We start from the raw sequence: 19,651 nt of genomic DNA, 5'->3' as shown, positions 1-19,651 counted from the left end.
GAAAAAATGCTTTCATTGCTTCCTCCGGTAGTAGTGTTGATCTTGGTTATGAAAGTCTAATAGGGCTATAATATGGCCAAAGTGTGCTTTGCAAGCAATCTGAAGAATGAGGATTTGAAGATTTTCTTGGAAAAAAAAGAAGAAGCCGCCCACAATGGGCGGCTTCTTCTTTTTGATGATACTTCTGCGGGGTGTTAGCTCTGGTGCCGAAGGTCTTCGATGTCGGCTTGCTCGCGGGCTTTCTGGATCCATTCCTGGAACAAGCTGCTGCGCCGTGTTGACATGAATTCCTTGATAAACTCCGCACGGTCCTTCTGGAATTCCTGATCGGTGGGAACCGTCTTCGATTGCAGCTGGACGATGTAATATCCACGTTCGCCACGGACGGCATCGGAGAACTGGCCCGGGTTCAGCGCGAATGTTGCGGCGGTCAGCGGGACGTCGAACCCTGCGCCCGGGAATGGGCTGGTGCTGTTCACGTCGTTGAACGCCATCACTTGGACCCCGGGGTCAATGGTTTTCAGTTTTTCAAGGCTATCGCCAGCGGCAAGCGCGCCGCGTAGTTTGGTGGCGCGGTCTTTCAGCATATCCAGCTTCTTCTGGGTGCGGAGCTTCTTAATGATCTCCGCTTTCACATCGGCGAACTCGGCTGTTCCGGCGTTCCGAATTTTAGCAACCTGCGCAATGATGATGTTCCCGTTCTGCATCTCGATTGGCTTGCTGACTTCGCCCACATTGTTGGCGTAGGCAAAGTAGGTTAGCTCCATCATCCCCGCCACCGGCATGGATTTTTGAATTGGCCCGCTGCTTACCGACTGCAAGCCACGTTTTGCGGCAAATGCCGAATCCAATGCCTGCCCGCTGGCGATGGTGTCGCGCAGCATCTGGGCGCGGCGCATCAGGGCGTTTTTGGTTCCGCGGGTGGTCTTGATGTTGAACCGCATATCGCGCAGCTTGTAGCTGCGTGCGGTTTTGTCGGTGATCTTGATAACGTGATATCCAAACTGCGTTTTTACCGGGCCAACGATGTCGCCCACGTTTGCGCCCAACGCTGCGTCCTTGAACTCCTGCACAAACGGACTGGTTTTGCTGAAGTATCCAACATCGCCGCCGTTCATTGCCGAGCCTTGATCTTGGCTGAAGGTTGTCACCAATGCTTCAAACTTCTCCCCACTTTTGGCTTTTTTCAAGATTGATTCGGCCAAAGCCTTCAGGCTGTCGGTGTTGCTGACCCCTTCGGTTTTCAGAAGGATGTGCTGGGCTTTGACGAAGACCTCGCCGCTATCCTTCATATCCTGGACGTTCAGCAGAATGGTCCCTTCTGGGGAAGCAAACGGTCCGATCACCGCGCCCGGGGTTGCGCCCTGCAACGCGGCCTGAAGCTCGGCAGGAATTTCCTGGAACGGAGTGAAGGCGGTTCCGGCGTAGTTCCCCGGTCCGAACTGGGCGATCAGCTCGCTGAACACCGAGTCTTTCTCGGCAGTGGTGGCTGCGCGGTTCAGGGCTTCGGTGGCTTTGCCAAGCCGGTTCAGCACCGTGCTGGAATCTTGCTTGCTTGGGGAAAGGGGAAGGATGACGTAGCGAAGCTCGCGCGAGGCTTTCTGCACGAAGTCGGCTTTGTGTTCATCGTAGTATTTCTTTGCGTCGTCGTCGCTTACCTTCACCTGGTCGTCGGGGATGGAGTTCACATCCAGCATGGCAAAGCTGCCGCTGGCCTTCAGCTTTTTGTTGTCGTAGGCCAGCCGGATTTCCGATGGGGAAGGAATTGCCGAAGCGGTGATCGCGCTGCTGACGGCTTCTTGCAGCATCTGCATCCGAAGGTCGTGGCGAATCTCGGCAAACTGATTCTTGATCGAGGCGATCTCCTCGGCAGGGAACTGGCGTTGCGCAAGGAAGGCATCGGTGTTCCGCATGAAATCGTAGTAAACATTCTGCTGGAACGCGCCGGTGCTGTCGCTGAACATCTGGGTGAGGTAGGAGGGGGGATCGTACAGGAGTTTTTCATCCACCTGTTTATCGGTGACGCTTACGCCAAGCCGTTCGGCGGCTTGGTTCAGCAAAATCTCATTCACCATCTGGTTCCAGACCGACTCACGGATTTGCATCTCGTCAATCTCCCCGTCGGGATTTGCGGCGCGTTGGCGATTGATAAGGGTATCAACTCGCGTCTGGTATTCACGGTAATTGATTGGGTCGCCGTTGACATGGCCAATGGCTTGGCCGCCAGCATTGGCAACCCCAGATGCCCCTTTCTTTGCATTCCCCCAGTCGAAAACGATGGTGAGAACAAAGAATAGGATCATAATGATGATGAACGCCGGCATTCCTTGCCGGAGCTTCTGCATGACTCCCATAGACTGCGATTGATGAGGAAAGAGTTTTGGATGTTCGATTTTGGAAACGAATCGCAAATATACAGGATGCCCCGCACCAATCGCACCAATTCGCGTGGGGAATCCGTGACAATCCGTTGATACCGTTTCCTGCCGAAGGAATGAAAGGAAGGGGGAATGATGGAAGGAAGGGGCCGCAGGGCTATCCCCGCTTTAGCCAAAAGCTGAAGGTTGATCCTTCCCCGTGAACCGAGCGCACGGTGATGGTGGCGTTGTGCGCCTCGATGATATGCTTGACGATTGCCAGCCCCAAACCGCTTCCCCCCACCGCACGCGAGCGGTCCTTGTTGACGCGGTAGAACCGTTCGAAAATTCGCCTGATGTCCCCTTCCGGAATCCCGATTCCGGTGTCGGCCACGCGGAAAACACCTTGTTCGCCAACAAGTTCCAAGCTCACCGTTACCAATCCGTTGGGCTTGTTGTACTTGATGGCGTTTTCAATCAGGTTCACCATTGCTTGCTTGATCCGCTCGCGGTCGCCAAACACCGTGGCGTTACCGTTTGGGGTAAGGGGTGGGGCATAGTGAAGCTCAATCCCCGCAATCTGGGCGGTGGGCCGAAGCTCCTCCACAATCGAACGGAGAAACTCATCGGCATTGAAGTAGCGGAAGCTCATCTTCATCTCTCCCGACTCAATGCGGGAAATCTCGATCAAGTCGGTAAGCAGTGTGTGGAGCCGAAGGACGTTGTGGTGGGCTTTGTTCAAAAAATCTTCGCGGACGTTGGGGTCGTCCATCGCTCCATCAATCAGCGTTTCCAGATAGCCTTGCACCGAGAAGATCGGGGTTCGGAGTTCGTGGCTGACGTTCCCCAAGAACTCGCTTCGGACCCGCTCCAGGCGTTTCAGTTCGGCGATGTCGCCGGTGGCGCGTTCGGCCATTGCATTGATTGCATGGGCAAGCGACCGCAGCTCGGCAAGGGGAATCGCGCCAACATCAATCTGTTTGTCGGTTCCGCGGCGCGCCATTTCCAACGCTGTTTCGGCCATTCCCCCTATCTGTGCCTCCAGTTGCTCCGATAGCCGCCGATGCCGGAACAACACCCACACCACCGCCGCGCCGGCAATGGAAAACGCGGCGCACGCAATGGCAAAATGGAAGCTGGCCGGAAGCAGGATCACCAGCAGCAGCGCGAACAAGAGCAACGCAAACAGCCCGGCAATGGCGTACTCCCGTTGCTTCATTTGTGAATGTAGTGAGTTGTTCACGGTAGCAACGATCAGCAGTAACCTTAATCCCGGAAGCGGTAGCCGACCCCTTTCACGGTTTCGATCAGCTCGCCGCTGTTCCCAAGTTTCTCGCGGATTTTTGAGATGTGAACGTCCACCGTGCGGTCCACCACGTACACGTTCTCCCCCCAGATCCGATTCAGCAGAAGCTCACGCGAGAAGACCTTCCCGCGATTGCCAGCAAGAAACGCCAGCAGCTCGAACTCCTTTTTGGGGAAGAATGTCTCGCGCCCTTGAATCTTCACGGTGTAGTTTTGGCGGTTGATCTGCAAGTCGCCCACGGCCAGCACCTCCGGCATGATAAGCGTTTCGGTTCGGACCGCCTCGGTGCTTCGCCGCAGAATGGATTTAACGCGGGCAAGCAGTACCCGTGGCGAGATCGGCTTTTGGATATAATCGTCGGCCCCAAGCTCAAGCCCCAATATCTCATCGAACTCCCCAACGCGAGCGGTTAGGAAGATGATGGGAGTTGTGGCATGGGCAGGGGTGGAGCGAAGCCGGCGGCAGACCTCGAATCCGTCAAGTTCCGGCATCATCACATCAAGGATCACAAGGTCAAGGCTGGTTCCATCGGCGGCTTGCAGAGCTTGCACGCCGTTCAGTGCGGTGGTCACGCTGTAGCCTTCTTTGGCAAGGTTGTATTTCAGCAGTTGAACAATGTCTTCTTCGTCGTCAACAACAAGAATGGATTTTGGCATGGTATCGTTGGATCAGGTACGGCGCGGCTGAAAAGGGATGGGGGGGGATGGAGTTCCAGCCTGCTCTTGTAATGCTTCTGCAAATGTACGGGGGAGAGTGGGTGATATGATTATCAAGTTTTGGTAATACGCCAAGCGGGCGTGCCGCAATTGCGCAACGGCGAGCGTGGGCAAAGGGTACAATTGGGGGAGTACTACAACAAAATGTTCCCACCGTGGGCAAATGTTTGGCGGCACTCCGTTCGGTCGCTAACTTTGCGCCCGCTTTTGTCTAGGGTGCTGGCGATTTGTGCTGCGGGCGTGGGTTGGGGGGAAGTCCAGAAACAGTCCCGAAGAGGTTCATGCCTAAGCAACATCAATCCGGCCGCTCCACAATGCAGCAACTTTCCCCATACCTCGGTATGGGGTTTCAGCTTGCGGCGGCAATGGCGGTGTTTGGTGGGGTTGGGTGGTGGGCCGATTCAAAGTATGGGACGGCCCCTTGGTTGTTGGTGGTCGGTGTGGTTTTGGGGGCGACCGGTGGATTGATTAGCATGATTCGCACGTCGCTACGTTCACAAAAGCCATAGCAACGCAGCATGACAACACGGCCGAACTTAACGTTCAACCGAATGAAATTTCTGTTCCTTCGTACTATTCTTCTCATCACTTTGCTGTTCGGCATTGTGCTGGTGTATCCAATCTACGGCTGGGCAACGCCCGAGGTGTTTGAGGGGATTATCGCCGCCGGAATTGTTGCGTTGGCAAACGTCCTGATCGGCTACCTGATGATGGAGTACGCACTGGACAAACCGAACCAGCAGTTCCTTTCGCTGGTGTTTGGGGGAATGGCAATCCGGTTGCTGGCCACGATGGTTGTCCTGTTCATTCTCTTCACTGCCAAGTACCACCAGCTGGCGCTCTCCCTTTCGTTAATGGTTTTCTACGTGGTGTATATGATTGCGGAGATCATCTACATCGCACGGGTGATGAGCCGCCGGAAAGTCCCTGCTCACAATCGCCGCAAGCAGCGTTCGAACAACCCATCTTCGTTCTCCCGTTCCATTGCCATTGAATCGGCCAAGAAGTAATGCCTGATACCAACAATCCACACAACCAAGAAGCTCCGCACCAGGGGCAACATAGCGGAACCGCTGGCGGAACTGCCGACCACGGCCATGGCAATGACCATGCCGGAGCCGAAAACCCGTTTGCTGCGGTTCTCTCCCATCTTGGCGATCACCGCGAGATCACCTTCGGGCATATCCATCTGTTCGATCTTCCAATCATTCTGGTTGATAACGGGCTCCATATCTACCCAAGCGTCCAGAAAATGGAGTCGGAGGGGGCCTATAAGATGGAGCACCACCATGTTGTGAATGTTGCGACCACGAAGCCTCCGATGTTGGACCTATCGGTCACCAGCATGGTGTTTTACCAATGGGTGGCAATGGCCGTGGTGCTTGCGGTGTTTATTCCGATGGCACGCAAGTACAAGAAAGTTGGGGTGAAACCGCTGGGGGGGATTTTTGCAGCAATGGAGATGCTGATTGAATACGTGCGGGATGAGATCGTCACCCCGAACGTCGGAAAGGATGGGGCGAAGATGATGCCGATCTTCCTCACCTTCTTCTTCTTCATCCTGTTCATGAACTATATCGGCTTGATTCCGGGGGCGCACACCGCTACCGGAAATATTAACGTGACAGCCGGTTTAGCGATCATCGCCTTCTTCCTTGTTCAAATAGCATCCATCAAAAAGATTGGGATTGGTGGCTACCTGAAGCATTTAACGGGGGGGACCCCGGTGTTCCTTTGGCCAATCATGATCCCTGTGGAAATCCTTGGGTTGTTCACCAAACCGTTCGCGTTGGCTATCCGCCTTTACGCCAACATGGTGGCTGGCCACGTGATCTTGCTCTCGTTCATTGCTCTGATCTTCATGAGCGCAGTGTTCATCCCCGTTTCGGTTGGGTTCTCGCTCTTTATCTACTTGCTGGAGTTGTTGGTGGCGTTCTTGCAGGCGTACATCTTCACAACGCTCACGGCGGTATTTACCGGAATGGCAATGGCCGGGCACGATCACCACGATGATCACCACCATGTTGAGGATGGCCACCGAACCATGGGCGAGGTAATCAGCGAAATGGCCACGGGTGATTACGACAATCTGGATGAAGAACTGCGTAAACACCAACCGGCTGGGGCACACTGATAGCGGCTGCCGATAGCGACCGCAGATGTTTAACTCTTGGAAACCTTTTTCGCACGAAAAGGACGCTGGCAGGGGGCTGGCATTTGCGTAGTTTCGCAGGTCCTTTTGAACAGCAGAACATTCCTGAACTCATAAACTCTCATCAAAACCAAACGGAGCTTTTCTCATGGAACCACAGGTAATGGCGTATCTCGGTGCAGGTCTTGGCGCCGGAATGGTTGTCTTTGGTGTCGGAACGGGCATTGGCCGCCTTGCAGCAGCCGCGCTTGACGCACAGGGTCGCCAGCCAGAAGCTATCGGCGATGTCCGCACAACGATGATCATCGCCGCCGCACTTATCGAAGGTGTGGCACTGTTCGCAATGGTTATCTGTATTCTGCTTGCAACCAAGTAATGCAGCACCAATCGGGCGGCCAAGCTGGCCGCCCGATAATTTCTTCGGCATCGTCAGTCTGGCTTACCATCCTAACGCTGAGCAATGAATCCACTTGCAGATATCAATGTGGGTCCTATCCTTTGGACCATCATCAACTTCTTTCTGCTGCTTATCCTTCTTCGCATGATCGCGTGGAAGCCGATCCTGAACGCGCTGAAAACGCGCCAGGACACCATCAACGACGCGCTAAACCGCGCCGAATCCGCCAAGCAGGAGGCCGACCGCGTGCTTGCTGAAAACCAAAAAGCATTGCGCCAGGCCGAAGCCGATTCGCAGAAAGTCCTGAAGGAAACCCGCGAGTATGCCCAGCGCATCCAGTCGGACGCGATGGCCAAAGCCCAGGAGGACACCAAGAAGCTGATGGAACAAGCCCATCAGGAGATCAACCTTAGCAAGCAACAAGCCTTGAACGAACTTCGCACCGAAGTCGCTTCGCTGGCCATTGGTGCTGCCGAGAAAATTCTGGATGAATCCTTGGATGCCGACCGCCACAAGCGGCTTGTGGATGATTACCTGAAGCAGACTGCCAACCAGAACTAAGCCTTTTTTCCCCTTACCAACGCATCACGATGACGCAAACACGAGCAGCGCAGCGATACGCCAAAGCGATTCTTGATATCGCCAGGGATGAGAATGCGCAGGAGGTCGTCACCGAAGATTTCAAGACGATTCAGGGGGCATTGAAAAACTCCCCAGAGCTTCGCCGATTGCTGGAAACCCCAGTGGTGGATCAGCGGGTGAAAGAAAGCATTCTGCTTGAAGTCTTTCAGGGTAAAATTGGTGAGGTGGTGGCGCGGTTTATCGGCCTGCTTACCCGCAAGGGTCGCTCGGCGGACCTTGCTTCCATCACCGAAGCCTACTTCCAGCTGCTTGATGCCGAACGGAATGTGATTGGCGCGGTGGTGACGACCGCGGCCCCGTTAAGCCCGCCACAACAGCAAGAGATTGAGCAACGATTGTCATCAATCAGCGGCAAAAGCATCCGCGCCGAGTACCAGATTGATGCCAGCTTGATCGGCGGCTTCCGGGCAATTTTTGGCGACACGATGATTGATGCCTCCCTACGGCATCAGCTTGACCGAATGCACGAGACCCTGCTACAAGGCTCGTTGAACTAACCGCCCGATACAAGGGAACGCAACCCCTGGTTGCCATTCCTTTTGCGCGTGGTATTCCAACAGCATTGTTCGGCAACAGAATCCAGCAACAACTTTCATTTAGTACAGATAACCAGCATGGTTGAAGTTCGTCCCGATGAAGTAACTGCCATCCTGCGCAAGCAGTTGACCGGCTTCTCGAGCGAGGTGGATGTTTATGACATCGGCACCGTTTTGGAGGTGGGCGACGGTGTGGCGCGTGTGTATGGCCTAACCAGCGTTCTTGCTTCGGAGCTTGTCGAGTTCCCGAACGGTGTCACCGGAATGGCGTTGAACCTTGAAGAGGACAACGTTGGTGTGGTGTTGTTCGGCGATGACAAGCTGATTAAAGAAGGGGACACGGTGAAGCGTACCGGAAAGGTGGCTTCGGTTCCGGTGGGGGAGGCGTTGTTAGGGCGTGTGGTCAATCCGTTGGGGATGCCTCTTGACGGGCGTGGTCCAATCAACACCACCACAACGCTCCCTATCGAGCAGAAAGCACCCGGCGTTATCGCCCGCTATCCTGTTCACGAGCCGCTGCAAACCGGCATCAAAGCCATTGACGCAATGGTCCCGATTGGGCGCGGCCAGCGCGAGCTTATCATCGGCGACCGCCAAACCGGAAAGACGGCGGTGGCGATTGATACGATCATCAACCAGAAATATACCCACACCCCAGAAGCAAAAGCCCAGGGGATTGACCCTGTGTTCTGCGTTTACGTCTGCATCGGCCAGAAAGCCTCCACCGTTGCAAACGTTGTGCAGATTCTGAAAGACAACGGCGCGATGGAGTACACCACGGTGGTGGTGGCCAGCGCTGCGGACCCCGCACCGCTTCAGTTTATCGCCCCGTACTCCGGCGCGGCAATGGGTGAGTTCTTCCGTGACAGCGGCCGCCACGCGCTGGCAGTCTATGATGACTTGTCGAAGCAAGCCGCAGCCTATCGCCAGCTTTCGCTGCTGCTGCGCCGTCCGCCAGGGCGCGAGGCCTATCCGGGCGACGTGTTCTATCTCCACTCCCGCTTGTTGGAACGCGCCGCCAAGCTGGACAAGGAAAACGGCGGTGGCTCGCTGACGGCGTTCCCAGTGATTGAAACGCAGGAGAGCGACCCTTCGGCCTACATCCCAACCAACGTGATCTCAATCACCGACGGCCAGATATACCTGATGCCGAACCTGTTCAACGCAGGCGTGCGTCCCGCAATTAACGTCGGTATTTCGGTGTCGCGGGTGGGGGGAAGTGCCCAGATTAAAGCGATGCGGAAAGTGTCCGGCACGCTGAAGTTGGACCTTGCGCAGTATCGCGAGCTTGAGGCGTTTGCGAAGTTCGGTTCCGACCTTGATAAATCAACCCAGCAGTTGCTGACCCGCGGTTCCCGTTTGGTGGAGCTGCTGAAGCAAGGGCAGTTCCAGCCGATTCCGGTCGAGGAACAGGTTGCGGCGATCTTCATCGGAACCAGTGGATTTTTGGACAGCCTTTCGCTTGGGGATGTTCGGCGGTTCGAGCAGGAGTTTATCGGCTACCTGAAGCTGAAAAACCCGGAGCTGCTTCCAAGCATTGCACAGAAGAAGGAGTTGTCGGCAGAGATCAGCGACGCGCTGAAGAGTGCCGCCACCGAGTTCTCCAAGACGTTCGCACGAAGCTAAATCCACACGTAACCTGAGTTTCGTGCTTCTATCAATCGAAGCACGCCTGAACAGCCCATGCCAAAGTTTCGCGAGATACGCGGCCGTATCCAAGGCGTTGAGAACACCGCAAAAATCACTTCAGCAATGAAGATGGTTGCTGCGGCCAAGTTGCGCCGTGCGCAGGATGCAATTATCGCCGCACGTCCCTACGGAAAAAAACTCCGTGAACTGCTGCAATTCCTTGCTTCCCAAACCGAATCATCGGTAAGCCCGCTGCTGGAAGAACGCGAGGTGGCGCGTGTGTGCCTAATCGTGGTTGCTGCCGACCGCGGGCTGTGTGGCGCGTTCAACAGCAACGTGTTCCGCACCACGGTGAACCACATCAACACCAACTATGCGGAGATTGCCGCCCGTGGCGATCTTGACCTGATTGTGGTTGGGAAACGTGCGGTGGATTTCTTTACCAAGCGGGGCTACAACGTGATTGCCCCGTATCCGGGCATCTTCCACAGCTTGGATTTTATCTACGCTCGCCAAATCGTGAACGACGCGGTGGACGGGTTTGTTGGGAAAGACTTTGACCGGGTTGAGGTGATCTACAACGAGTTCCGCTCGATTGTTAAGCAAACGGTGATCGTCCAGCAGATGCTTCCAATCCCAAAAATGGAAGCCAACAAGGACTACGCGGTGATGGCCGATTATATCTTTGAGCCAAACCAGGCAAGCCTGCTGGATGCGCTGCTTCCCAAGCACCTTAACACCCAGATGTGGAACGTGCTGCTGGATTCCAATGCCGCCGAACAGGGAGCCCGGATGACCGCAATGGAGAACGCCACACGCAACGCCAAGGACCTTGTGCGGACGCTTCGCATCAGCTACAACAAGGCACGCCAGGCGGCAATTACAACGGAGATTCTGGAGATTGTATCTGGCGCGGAAGCCTTGAAGGGATAACGCAACGCCAAGAGCATCAATGCTTCAGCGGGGAATCTCCAACAATGTGAGGTTCCCCGCATTTTTTTCACCCATAACAATGCAGCCATCATTTAGCCAACAATGACATCGAACAAAGCGCTCGTCTCGATTTTTTTAGTGGTTGCGGTGGATGTGCTTGGGCTGACCATCGTCATCCCGCTGTTGCCGTTTTATGCCGAGGAGTTCGGCGCAAGCCCGATTGTTGTGGGGCTGCTGTTTGCCAGCTTCGCAGTCTGCCAGTTTCTGGCCGGGCCAATCTTGGGCCGCATCAGCGACCGCATCGGGCGGCGGCCAACGCTGATCTTCAGCCAGATTGGGACCTTCATTGGCTTCCTGGTCCTCGGCTTTGCCAACTCCTTGTTCCTTCTGTTCATTGCCCGAATTATTGATGGAGTCACCGCCGGAAACTTAAGCATTGCCCAAGCCTACATCAGCGATGTCACCAAGCCGGAGGAGCGGACCAAGGCGTTTGGGTTCATCGGGATTGCGTTTGGGCTGGGGTTCTTGATTGGCCCGGCCATGAGCGGCTTCCTTTCCGATTTTGGGCATTCGGTTCCGGCATTTGCGGCGGCGGGGTTGTCGCTCACCTCCATCATCTGCACCATCGTGTTGCTTCCAAGCACACCGGTCGCGCCATCGCCATCGCCACGAAAGGGAAGGCTTAGCGGTTTTTCGGAGTATCTGCGCCGCCCGGCAACGCGGCGTAGCTTGTTGGAGTTCTTTGCGTTCGCGCTTGCGTTCGCGCTGCTGATTGGCGGGTTGGCAATGTTCCTGGAACGCCAGTTCGGATTCAAGGCAAGGGAGACGGGGTATCTGTTCGCCTTCTCGGGATTGATGGGCGCGATAGTGCAAGGGGGGCTTGTTGGGCGGCTGGCAACGGCTTGGGGGGAAGTGAAGCTCTCCACGGTTGGATTTTTTGCAATGGCGATCAGCTACATTCCGATGGGGTTCATCCATGATTGGCGGTTGTTCCTGATTGGGGTGGTGGTGGGGGGATTCGGTTCGTCGGTAACGCGGCCGGCGTTGACGACGCTTCTGACCAAATCGGTGGGACCGCACGAGCAGGGCGAGGCGTTGGGGGTAAGCCAATCGCTGAACAGCATCGCGCAGATTATCGGGCCAATCCTTGCAGGCGTGTTGATTGAGCAAGGCCAGCTTGTGTGGTACGGAATCGTCGCGGCCGTTATTGCATTTTGGGGAATGTCTCTCACGCTCCAATCAAAGCCACCAGAGCTATCGCACGCAGCACAGCACGCCGAATGACGAGAGCCGATAGCCGTCCCGACCTTCGTCAGGATTGATAAAAGGTAGCCGAAGGTCTTTAGCCTTCGGCGGATTTCCTCTCGGCCCCGACAAAGGTCGGAGCCGCTACCCGGGCATCTATCCGGCTCACTTAAATGCTGGCGGCATTGGCGGCGTTTGAAATCGCCGTGCTTAACAGGAAGGAATACGGAACCGGGATAGATGCCCCGGACAATTCTGGCGGCAAGCCTTGCAGCGCGGCGTTCAGCATTTGCGCACTTTCCACAAGGCGCGGACCGGGGCGGCTGAAGTAATGATTGCCATCCATAACGATTACCCGAAGCGAAGGACGCTCGGCGCGCAATGCTTGGAACTCAGCCGACGCTTCAATATCCAGCAGCGTGCGCTTCACGGAAAAGCCGCAGCAGGAGATCACGAACGCCTCGAACTCCGTTGCGCGAATCGCCTCCCAGCTGACTTGCGTGGAATGGCTTCCTTCGTTGCAAAGCACCGGAGTTCCCCCAGCCCAGCGAACAAGCTCCGGCATCCAATGCCCGGCTCGGAAAGGGGGGATCAGCCACTCCAGAAACAGCGTCCGTGGCGGCGTGGGGAGCCGCGGGATTTCTGCCAAGCCCTGTTGAAGGCCCGCAACAACCCGTTCGGCAGCCTCCTTCCGGCCAAGCAATTCCCCAACAGCAATCATCGTCCCGAACACTTCTTCCAGCGTTCGCGGCTCAAGGTTGATAACCTCTGGTGGATCGGGCAGGGACCGCATTGCTGCGTGAACCGTGGCATAGCCAACCGCGCACACCGTGCACAGTTGCTGCGTCAGCACGTGGGTGGGCCGAAGCTGGCGGACAAGCTCAAGATCAAGCGCGTACAACGTCCCGGAATCTTCCAGCTGAGCGCGGACTAATTGGTCAATCTCCTCGCTCGGCATTTCCGGATTGATCCGTGCCGAGGTCACCGTTGGTTTGGTTGCGGTGATTGCGGGCGGGTAATCGCACTCGTGGGTAATCCCCACAAGGCTTTCCTCCGCACCAATTGCGGCAACAATCTCCGTCGCGCTGGGGAGCAGCGATAGTACTCTGTTCATTGCAGATGCAGTAAGTTTGGACCCTTCATCAATACCATAAGAACAACAGACCATTGAACGCCATGACACTGACCGAGAAAATAGCAAACGACATGAAAGAAGCGATGAAATCGGGCGAGAAGGTTCGCTTGGGAACCCTTCGCATGGTGCGCGCCGCGCTTCTTGAATTGCAGAAAAGTGGCAACGAAGTCACCCCGGATCTGGAGCTGCGCGCCGTCCAGAAGCAAGCGAATGCGCGGAAGGATGCCATGGAGCAGTTCATCGCCGCCGGGCGGAACGACCTTGCGGAGAACGAGCGGGTGGAGCTTGAGATCATTGAAGCCTACCTGCCGCAGCAACTTTCCGACGACGACATCCGCGCAAAGGTTCGCGAGATTATCGCCCAGACCGGAGCCTCGGGCCCTAACGATTTTAAGCTGGTAATGCCCAAAGCAATGGCCGCCATGCGTGGCGTTGCCGATGGCAATCGCGTGCAAGCCGTTGTGCGCGATGCCCTTCAATCCTGAATCCCTTTTTACAGCAATAGAGATGACACGTGATGAATTAATCGCCTCAAGCCTTGAGCAGTTGGAGTTCCACCGGGTGCTTGAGCACGTGGCCGGGTTTGCAGCTTCCTCGATGGGGGTCGAGCATCTGCTTGGCCTGGCTCCCTTATCCGATGAGGATGCCATCCGCCGCGAAAATCGAATGGTGGGGGAAGCGCGGGTTTGCATCCAGCATGAGGAAGTGATTCCGCTGGATGGGATTTACGACATCCGCAACGCCCTTAGCTATGCAAAAATCCAGGGGAACTACCTTAGCGGCGAAAACTTCCTCCATATCGGCACAACCATTCTTGCTTTGCGCCGCGTGCGCGAGTTTTTCATGGGGAAATCGGCCCACGCTCCGTTGTTATCGGAGCTTTGCGCAGGGATCCATATCAACCGATTGCTGGAGCGCCACATCCAGGATGCGATTGATGATCTTGGAAACGTCCGCGACAGCGCAAGCCCCGAGCTTCGCCGAATCCGCCGCGACATCATTGACCGCTCGGCCGCGCTGCGCCAACGGCTGCAACGGATCTTGCGGAAAGTTTCCGAAGATGAGCTTGTCACCGAGGAGTACGTCACCCTTCGCGAAGGGCGGTTGGTGCTTCCGGTGAAAACGGAGTTCAAGCGGAAGATCCCTGGCATCATTCATGGGGAATCGCACAGTGGCGGGACCGTCTTCTTGGAGCCAGCGGAAATCTTCGACATGAACAACGAGATTGCCGAACTCACCTTTGCCGAGCGGCGCGAAGTTGAGCGGATACTCCGCGTGCTGACCGAAGAGCTTGGCCAGGAGGCCGACCTGTTCCAGGGGTCACTCCTCCGCCTGCAGTTGCTTGATTCCGTTGTGGCCCGCGCACGGTATGCCGAGAAATACAACTGTGCCGAGCCAACCGTCACCGACGACGACGTGATTACCCTGCACAACGCCTGCCACCCGTTGCTGCAATTGCGCTTGCCGAGCGTTGTTCCGCTGACCATCGAGATGAACCGCGAGGCCAGGGCCGTTGTGATCTCCGGCCCGAACGCCGGGGGCAAAACCGTGGCGATGAAAACCCTGGGGCTTATCACCATGATGGCCTTGTCCGGAATCCATCCGCCGGCAACGGAGTGTGTTGTTCACCCCTGCAACGTCTTCACCGACATCGGCGACCAGCAGTCCATCGAGAACGACCTTTCCACCTTCAGCGCGCACATGTCGCGGATCAGCCAGATCCTGGAACATGTGATGATGGGGGATATTGTGCTGCTTGATGAGATTGGAACCGGAACCGATCCCGACGAAGGTGGGGGGATTGCGGCGGCCATTTTGGAGTTCCTGCTGCAACGGCGCACCTTTATTCTGGCCACCACCCACCACAGCTACTTGAAGGTGTTTGCCTACGAGACCGAAGGAGTGGTGAATGCCGGGATGGAGTTCGACACCCGCACCATCACCCCAACCTACCGTTGCGTGATTGGAATGCCAGGAAACAGCTACGCGTTCGAGTTATTGGAGCGGCTGGGATTGAACCCGAAGGTCTTGCAAAACGCACGTGGGAAATTGGGGGAGGAGCGGAATCGAATGACGGAGATCATCCACCAATTGGAGGAGGACCTTGCCCAAAGCCGCCGTCACCGCGAGGAATACCGGAAGCAGACCGCAGAAGCCGAGGCACTTCGCGCACGATTGCAGGAGGAGATGAAAGAGTTCAACAGCCGGAAGCAGAGCATCATTGCCGATGCCCGCGAGGAAGCGCGCGGCGTGCTGAACAATGCCAACACGTTGATCGAAAACACGCTCCGCGAAATCCGTTCCGGCGCAAGCAACGACCAAGTGAAGCAGATGCGGCAAGCCATCGAGGAAACGCGCCGAGGGGTTTCCGCAACGCCAGCCGCCGTGCCGCAGGAAGAAAAACGGTTCAAGGTTGGCGACACAGTGAAGCTGCGCGGCGGGGCCCAGATTGGGGAGCTTGCGATTGAGCCAGACGAGAAAGGGAACGCGGTTGTGCAGTTCGGTGCCTTGCGGATGCGGGCGCACGCCGATGATCTGATCGCCGTTTCCAAAAAGGAGCTTCGGCGCGAGGGGGCCGGGCGTCAATCCGTCACCAATGCCGATCTTGCCGAAACCCGAATTGATCTTCGCGGAATGTTCGCCGATGAAGCCGTTGTGAAAGTCGAGCAGGCAATCACCGCGCTTCTGAACTCCCATATCAACCGTCTGGAGATCATCCACGGGAAGGGGACCGGTGCGTTGCGCCGCCGCATCCACGACCACCTGAGCCACCATCCCAACGTTGCCGAGTACCGGCTTGGCGCGTTGACAGAAGGGGGCGCAGGGGTGACGATCGTTGAACTGAAATAATCGGCCCGGTATCCGTCCCAACCTGCTTGGGGCGGATACCACGTGGCATTGTGCCCATCTACTCTCTCTTGAACTTTCCAACCAAGCAATGAAACGACTGCTGATAGCCAACCGTGGCGAGATCGCCCGCCGGATTATCCGAACGGCGCGGAAGATGGGGATTGAAACCATCGCCATCTACTCCGATGCCGATGCCTCCTCGCTTCATGTTCAGGAGGCCGACACCGCAATCCGGCTTCCTGGAGTCACCCCACGCGAGACCTATCTGGATATTTCGCGGGTGCTGTCGGCAGCGCGTCACGCCGGGGCGGATGCGGTGCATCCGGGATATGGCTTCCTCAGCGAAAATGCCTCCTTTGCCGTGGCGTGTGCCCAGTCAGGAATGAAGTTCATTGGCCCCTCGCCCGATGCTATTGACCATCTTGGCAGCAAGACCAACGCACGCCGCCTGGCCGCCGAAACGAACGTCCCGATTATGCCAGGGACAAAGGAGGGGCTCCGCTCGGTGGAAGAGGCTCGCGAAGTGGCGGACCGAATCGGCTACCCGGTGCTGCTAAAAGCTGCGGCCGGCGGCGGGGGGAAGGGGATGCGGGTGGTGTGGGAACCGTCGCAGCTGGAGGAAGGATTGCGCGCCGCCCGTGGCGAAGCCATGACCGCCTTCAACAGCGATGAGGTGTTTGTTGAAAAGTACGTGCTGGGACCGCGCCATATCGAGCTACAGATTGTGGCCGATGAGCATGGCAACGTTGCGGTGCTGGGCGAGCGCGAATGCTCCATCCAACGCCGCCACCAAAAAGTTGTGGAGGAATCCCCCTCGGTGGCCGTTGACGACGCGCTGCGCAACCGGATGTTCATGGCTGCCGAGCGGTTGGTTCGCGGGGCCAACTACACCAACGCCGGCACGTTGGAGTTCCTTCTGGATGAAAACGGAGATTTCTACTTCCTTGAGGTGAACACCCGGCTTCAGGTGGAGCATCCCGTTACCGAGATGGTGACCGGCATTGATCTGGTGGAAATGCAGTTATTGGCGGCTTCGGGCCAACGCCTGCCAATTTCCACCGACTCCATCCAGCGCAAAGGGCACGCAATCGAATGCCGCGTTTGTGCCGAGGATGTGTTCAACAATTTCCTTCCAAGCATCGGAACCATCCGCGAGGTGGTGGAGCCAATCGGCGATGGAGTCCGCGTTGACTCGGCACTCTACGCCGGAATGCCTGTGACCCTTTACTACGACCCGATGGTGGCAAAAATCATTGCATGGGGGGAGACGCGGGCCGAAGCAATTGCAAGAATGCTGCAAGCCCTGGACGCAACCCATATTGCTGGCATTGCCACCACAATCCCTTTTTGCCGGTTTGTTCTGGAGCATCCCGCGTTTATTTCCGGGAATTTCAGCACGAATTTTGTGAAGGAGCATTGGCAGCCGGAGTTGCTTCCTCTGGATCAGCAACTTATTGAAGTTGCTGCGGCATCGGCAAGCGCAGTTCGGCGGGCAATGGAAGAACGATTCTTGCACGCTTTATAGAGGGGGGAACCGCCATGTCACGAATTCTTCATCGCTGCCCAAATTGCAAAACTGTCGGACGCGTTCACCGCTCAAAATTGAGAAATTTGAAGGAGCGAGTAATTAGCACGTTTGTTCCGGTGTATGGTGTTTATCGTTGCCACCACTGCAACTGGCGCGGGTGGCTAACACGAAGTTCTGCATCGCCAGTAATTGCCAAAACAATTGTTATTGGCTACATGATTATCGCCGCTGGAATTCTTATCGGCGCGGTTTATTTTATTATCCGGCACTGGCCGAATGCAAAATTCCGGTATTGATAGTTAGCCGTTATGGAAACCCTTCTGTGAACCGCGTATGTTCACAACGCTTCGCTCGAAAATAAACGCTGGATTTTTCGCAATCATTGCGTTGAACGTAGTGTTTGGGGTGTGGTCCGTGTTCCGTTTTGCGCACATTGGCGAATACACGGATCGCATGCTCACCCCAAACTACGAAGCCGCCGCCACGGCTATCGAGCTTATGCAACTTGTTGACGACCAGCAGCGATTGCTTCAATCGGTTCCCACCACTTGGCCGCAAACCAAAGCACAAAAAAACTGGCAGGACGAATTTCGTAATCGCAACGCCCAGTTAATTGCCATAGTCTATGAATCCCGGATAGATACGCTGCTTGGATATGCCGAAGCGTTACTCCGGATTCGATCGGCAACGCAAGAATATAATCGCGCCACCCAGCGGCTTCTTTCCGGGCAGGATAGCATATTCTCCATCGCATCCATGGATGTGGTGTTCCGCGCAGTTGGCCAGCTGCGAAGGGAATCGCGATCAATGCTTACTATCGCCCGCAAACAGGTTGCGGAGTCGCGTGGGAAGGTTCAAGAGGAGACGCAAAAAACGCTCTATGCCATTATCGTTTCGGTGATGATTTCGGTTGTGGCCGCGATCCTTGCCGGAATTTTTTATTCCCGGTGGGCAACGCGCCCAATCCAAAGATTAAATCAAGCAGTGAAGAATTTATCGGGTGGGAAATTAGGGGAAAGGGTGCTTATCACAACGGACGATGAGTTTGGCGACCTGACGTTTGAATTTAATCGAATGATTGAACGGCTGCGGAAATATGAAGAGCTCAACTACGATCAGCTTCTTATTGAAAAGCAAAAGGTTGAGGCGGTGGTAAGCAGTATCGGGGTTCCTGTGGTTGTTGTGAATGCTGATGCTGAAATCCTACTGCTCAACAATGCCGCGATTGATTTGTTCCGCGTTGAGAACCCAGCGCAGAAAGTGGGCGCATCGTTAGAGCAGATTATTCCAGATCAGCAGCTTCAGCAATATATTCGGGGAAAGCTGCTGAATCCAGAGCTATCGAACCCAGTAATGGAAACCGCTGGGGAACTTCCCGTGTATATTCGCCAAGTTGAAGGGGTCGAACATTATTATGCTGTGCAGGTGCTTCCGCTGGTGGCAACGTTGTCGGTCCAAGGGGTGGTTGCTCTGTTCAGCGACATCACACATTTCAAGGAGCTTGATAGAATTAAATCGGATTTCCTGGCAAGGGTTAGCCATGAATTGCGAACCCCGCTCTCCTCAATATTAATGACTGCTGATATTCTCCAAGAAAAAATTACGGGAGACCTAAATGAGCAACAGCTCGACTTGGTGAAAGGGGTAAAGGAAGATTGTGTGCGGCTAACCAAATTGGTAAGTGATCTGTTAGAAATATCTCGTTTGGAAAAACGAAACGAACCCAAGCAATGCACGTGGGTGAATCTGTCGAATATTTTGGCAACGGTACAGCAGCAGCATCGCGTGCAGCTTCAGGAGAAAGGGGTTGTTCTGAAAACCTCCACCGAGCAAGCCAACTCCAAAGTGTGGATTAACCAGGATGATTTGTTGCTGATGTTGAATAATCTGGTGAGTAATGCAATCCGCCACACGCCCAGCGGTGGTGAGGTTTCAATCAATGCTTATTCAAGGAATTCAGATGTTATTATTGAAGTAAGCGATACAGGGAGCGGAATCCCACGCGACAGCATGGATAAAATTTTCTTGAAATTCTATCAGGTGGAGTCTTCTGGGCAAAATAACCCTGGGAGTGTTGGGCTTGGCCTTGCAATCGTTCGTGAGATTGTCAGCATTTATCATGGGTCAGTTTTGGCGGTAAGCGATCTTGGCAAAGGGAGTACGTTCACTTTGCGTATTCCGCAGCAGCTTGAGGCTGCATAGCAACATCACAATAACATTGGACC

At 55.5% G+C, this 19,651-nt stretch carries 17 protein-coding genes; 13 read left to right on the top strand and 4 right to left on the bottom strand.

The annotated features are described in order from the left end of the window. Positions 1-194: 194 nt before the first annotated feature. From IPM61_14290 to IPM61_14280, 3 genes are all read right to left on the bottom strand, one after another. Complete coding sequence (locus tag IPM61_14290; GenBank protein ID MBK8912484.1) at positions 195-2,354, bottom strand: peptidyl-prolyl cis-trans isomerase; 2,160 nt, start codon at positions 2,352-2,354, stop codon at positions 195-197. A gap of 181 nt (positions 2,355-2,535) precedes the next feature. After that, positions 2,536-3,576, bottom strand: coding sequence for an ATP-binding protein (locus tag IPM61_14285; protein ID MBK8912483.1), 1,041 nt, complete (start codon positions 3,574-3,576; stop codon positions 2,536-2,538). A 47-nt stretch (positions 3,577-3,623) separates the two neighbouring features. Continuing rightward, positions 3,624-4,319 (bottom strand): response regulator transcription factor, encoded by a 696-nt coding sequence (locus tag IPM61_14280; protein MBK8912482.1) that lies wholly within the window; start codon positions 4,317-4,319, stop codon positions 3,624-3,626. Positions 4,320-4,693: 374 nt separating this feature from the next. Here IPM61_14280 and IPM61_14275 point away from each other — a divergent pair, with 374 nt between their 5' ends. The 9 genes from IPM61_14275 (at position 4,694) to IPM61_14235 (ending at position 11,952) form a co-directional block, all read left to right on the top strand. Beyond that, positions 4,694-4,888 carry an AtpZ/AtpI family protein gene (locus IPM61_14275; GenBank protein ID MBK8912481.1) on the top strand — a complete coding sequence of 65 codons (195 nt, stop codon included), beginning with the start codon at positions 4,694-4,696 and terminating at the stop codon, positions 4,886-4,888. A gap of 42 nt (positions 4,889-4,930) precedes the next feature. After that, complete coding sequence (locus tag IPM61_14270; GenBank protein ID MBK8912480.1) at positions 4,931-5,389, top strand: hypothetical protein; 459 nt, start codon at positions 4,931-4,933, stop codon at positions 5,387-5,389. Positions 5,390-5,631: 242 nt separating this feature from the next. Further along, entirely contained in the window at positions 5,632-6,513 is an 882-nt protein-coding gene (gene atpB / locus IPM61_14265; GenBank protein ID MBK8912479.1) for a F0F1 ATP synthase subunit A, read from the top strand. A 166-nt stretch (positions 6,514-6,679) separates the two neighbouring features. Continuing rightward, positions 6,680-6,907: an ATP synthase F0 subunit C gene (locus tag IPM61_14260; GenBank protein ID MBK8912478.1), complete on the top strand. Its 228-nt coding sequence runs from the start codon at positions 6,680-6,682 to the stop codon at positions 6,905-6,907. A gap of 84 nt (positions 6,908-6,991) precedes the next feature. Further along, positions 6,992-7,489, top strand: a complete 498-nt coding sequence (atpF, locus tag IPM61_14255; GenBank protein MBK8912477.1) for a F0F1 ATP synthase subunit B — start codon at positions 6,992-6,994, stop codon at positions 7,487-7,489. A 29-nt stretch (positions 7,490-7,518) separates the two neighbouring features. After that, positions 7,519-8,067: an ATP synthase F1 subunit delta gene (gene atpH / locus IPM61_14250; GenBank protein MBK8912476.1), complete on the top strand. Its 549-nt coding sequence runs from the start codon at positions 7,519-7,521 to the stop codon at positions 8,065-8,067. Positions 8,068-8,184: 117 nt separating this feature from the next. Continuing rightward, a complete protein-coding gene (locus tag IPM61_14245) occupies positions 8,185-9,732 on the top strand; it encodes a F0F1 ATP synthase subunit alpha (GenBank protein MBK8912475.1) in 1,548 nt (515 codons plus the stop codon). A gap of 57 nt (positions 9,733-9,789) precedes the next feature. Further along, a complete protein-coding gene (gene atpG, locus IPM61_14240; GenBank protein ID MBK8912474.1) occupies positions 9,790-10,668 on the top strand; it encodes an ATP synthase F1 subunit gamma in 879 nt (292 codons plus the stop codon). Between the two features lie 102 nt (positions 10,669-10,770). Continuing rightward, entirely contained in the window at positions 10,771-11,952 is a 1,182-nt protein-coding gene (locus IPM61_14235) for an MFS transporter (protein ID MBK8912473.1), read from the top strand. Positions 11,953-12,082: 130 nt separating this feature from the next. Here IPM61_14235 and IPM61_14230 read toward each other — a convergent pair whose 3' ends face one another. Then, positions 12,083-13,027 (bottom strand): ABC transporter substrate-binding protein, encoded by a 945-nt coding sequence (locus IPM61_14230; protein ID MBK8912472.1) that lies wholly within the window; start codon positions 13,025-13,027, stop codon positions 12,083-12,085. A gap of 62 nt (positions 13,028-13,089) precedes the next feature. Between IPM61_14230 and IPM61_14225 the strand changes: the two genes are divergently transcribed. From IPM61_14225 to IPM61_14210, 4 genes are all read left to right on the top strand, one after another. Next, complete coding sequence (locus tag IPM61_14225; GenBank protein MBK8912471.1) at positions 13,090-13,533, top strand: GatB/YqeY domain-containing protein; 444 nt, start codon at positions 13,090-13,092, stop codon at positions 13,531-13,533. A 22-nt stretch (positions 13,534-13,555) separates the two neighbouring features. Beyond that, complete coding sequence (locus IPM61_14220) at positions 13,556-15,898, top strand: endonuclease MutS2 (protein ID MBK8912470.1); 2,343 nt, start codon at positions 13,556-13,558, stop codon at positions 15,896-15,898. Positions 15,899-15,986: 88 nt separating this feature from the next. Beyond that, on the top strand, positions 15,987-17,423 hold the full coding sequence (locus tag IPM61_14215; GenBank protein MBK8912469.1) for an acetyl-CoA carboxylase biotin carboxylase subunit: 1,437 nt from the start codon (positions 15,987-15,989) through the stop codon (positions 17,421-17,423). An 810-nt stretch (positions 17,424-18,233) separates the two neighbouring features. Further along, a complete protein-coding gene (locus IPM61_14210; protein MBK8912468.1) occupies positions 18,234-19,628 on the top strand; it encodes a HAMP domain-containing protein in 1,395 nt (464 codons plus the stop codon). The last annotated feature ends 23 nt before the right edge of the window (positions 19,629-19,651 follow it).

This window comes from Chlorobiota bacterium (assembly GCA_016710285.1).
Classification (GTDB): Bacteria; Bacteroidota; Ignavibacteria; order OLB7; family OLB7; genus OLB7.
The sequence above is the reverse complement of the archived record's forward strand: the minus strand, read 5'-3'. Positions and strand labels throughout refer to the sequence as shown.

What these genes read in the sequence shown, in the direction of transcription:
- IPM61_14290 (MBK8912484.1), bottom strand. Translation starts at nt 2,354, where the DNA reads ATGGGAGTCATGCAGAAGCTCCGGCAAGGAATGCCGGCGTTCATCATC.
- IPM61_14285 (MBK8912483.1), bottom strand. Translation starts at nt 3,576, where the DNA reads ATGAAGCAACGGGAGTACGCCATTGCCGGGCTGTTTGCGTTGCTCTTG.
- IPM61_14280 (MBK8912482.1), bottom strand. Translation starts at nt 4,319, where the DNA reads ATGCCAAAATCCATTCTTGTTGTTGACGACGAAGAAGACATTGTTCAA.
- IPM61_14275 (MBK8912481.1), top strand. Translation starts at nt 4,694, where the DNA reads ATGCAGCAACTTTCCCCATACCTCGGTATGGGGTTTCAGCTTGCGGCG.
- IPM61_14270 (MBK8912480.1), top strand. Translation starts at nt 4,931, where the DNA reads ATGAAATTTCTGTTCCTTCGTACTATTCTTCTCATCACTTTGCTGTTC.
- atpB (MBK8912479.1), top strand. Translation starts at nt 5,632, where the DNA reads ATGGAGTCGGAGGGGGCCTATAAGATGGAGCACCACCATGTTGTGAAT.
- IPM61_14260 (MBK8912478.1), top strand. Translation starts at nt 6,680, where the DNA reads ATGGAACCACAGGTAATGGCGTATCTCGGTGCAGGTCTTGGCGCCGGA.
- atpF (MBK8912477.1), top strand. Translation starts at nt 6,992, where the DNA reads ATGAATCCACTTGCAGATATCAATGTGGGTCCTATCCTTTGGACCATC.
- atpH (MBK8912476.1), top strand. Translation starts at nt 7,519, where the DNA reads ATGACGCAAACACGAGCAGCGCAGCGATACGCCAAAGCGATTCTTGAT.
- IPM61_14245 (MBK8912475.1), top strand. Translation starts at nt 8,185, where the DNA reads ATGGTTGAAGTTCGTCCCGATGAAGTAACTGCCATCCTGCGCAAGCAG.
- atpG (MBK8912474.1), top strand. Translation starts at nt 9,790, where the DNA reads ATGCCAAAGTTTCGCGAGATACGCGGCCGTATCCAAGGCGTTGAGAAC.
- IPM61_14235 (MBK8912473.1), top strand. Translation starts at nt 10,771, where the DNA reads ATGACATCGAACAAAGCGCTCGTCTCGATTTTTTTAGTGGTTGCGGTG.
- IPM61_14230 (MBK8912472.1), bottom strand. Translation starts at nt 13,027, where the DNA reads ATGAACAGAGTACTATCGCTGCTCCCCAGCGCGACGGAGATTGTTGCC.
- IPM61_14225 (MBK8912471.1), top strand. Translation starts at nt 13,090, where the DNA reads ATGACACTGACCGAGAAAATAGCAAACGACATGAAAGAAGCGATGAAA.
- IPM61_14220 (MBK8912470.1), top strand. Translation starts at nt 13,556, where the DNA reads ATGACACGTGATGAATTAATCGCCTCAAGCCTTGAGCAGTTGGAGTTC.
- IPM61_14215 (MBK8912469.1), top strand. Translation starts at nt 15,987, where the DNA reads ATGAAACGACTGCTGATAGCCAACCGTGGCGAGATCGCCCGCCGGATT.
- IPM61_14210 (MBK8912468.1), top strand. Translation starts at nt 18,234, where the DNA reads ATGCTTACTATCGCCCGCAAACAGGTTGCGGAGTCGCGTGGGAAGGTT.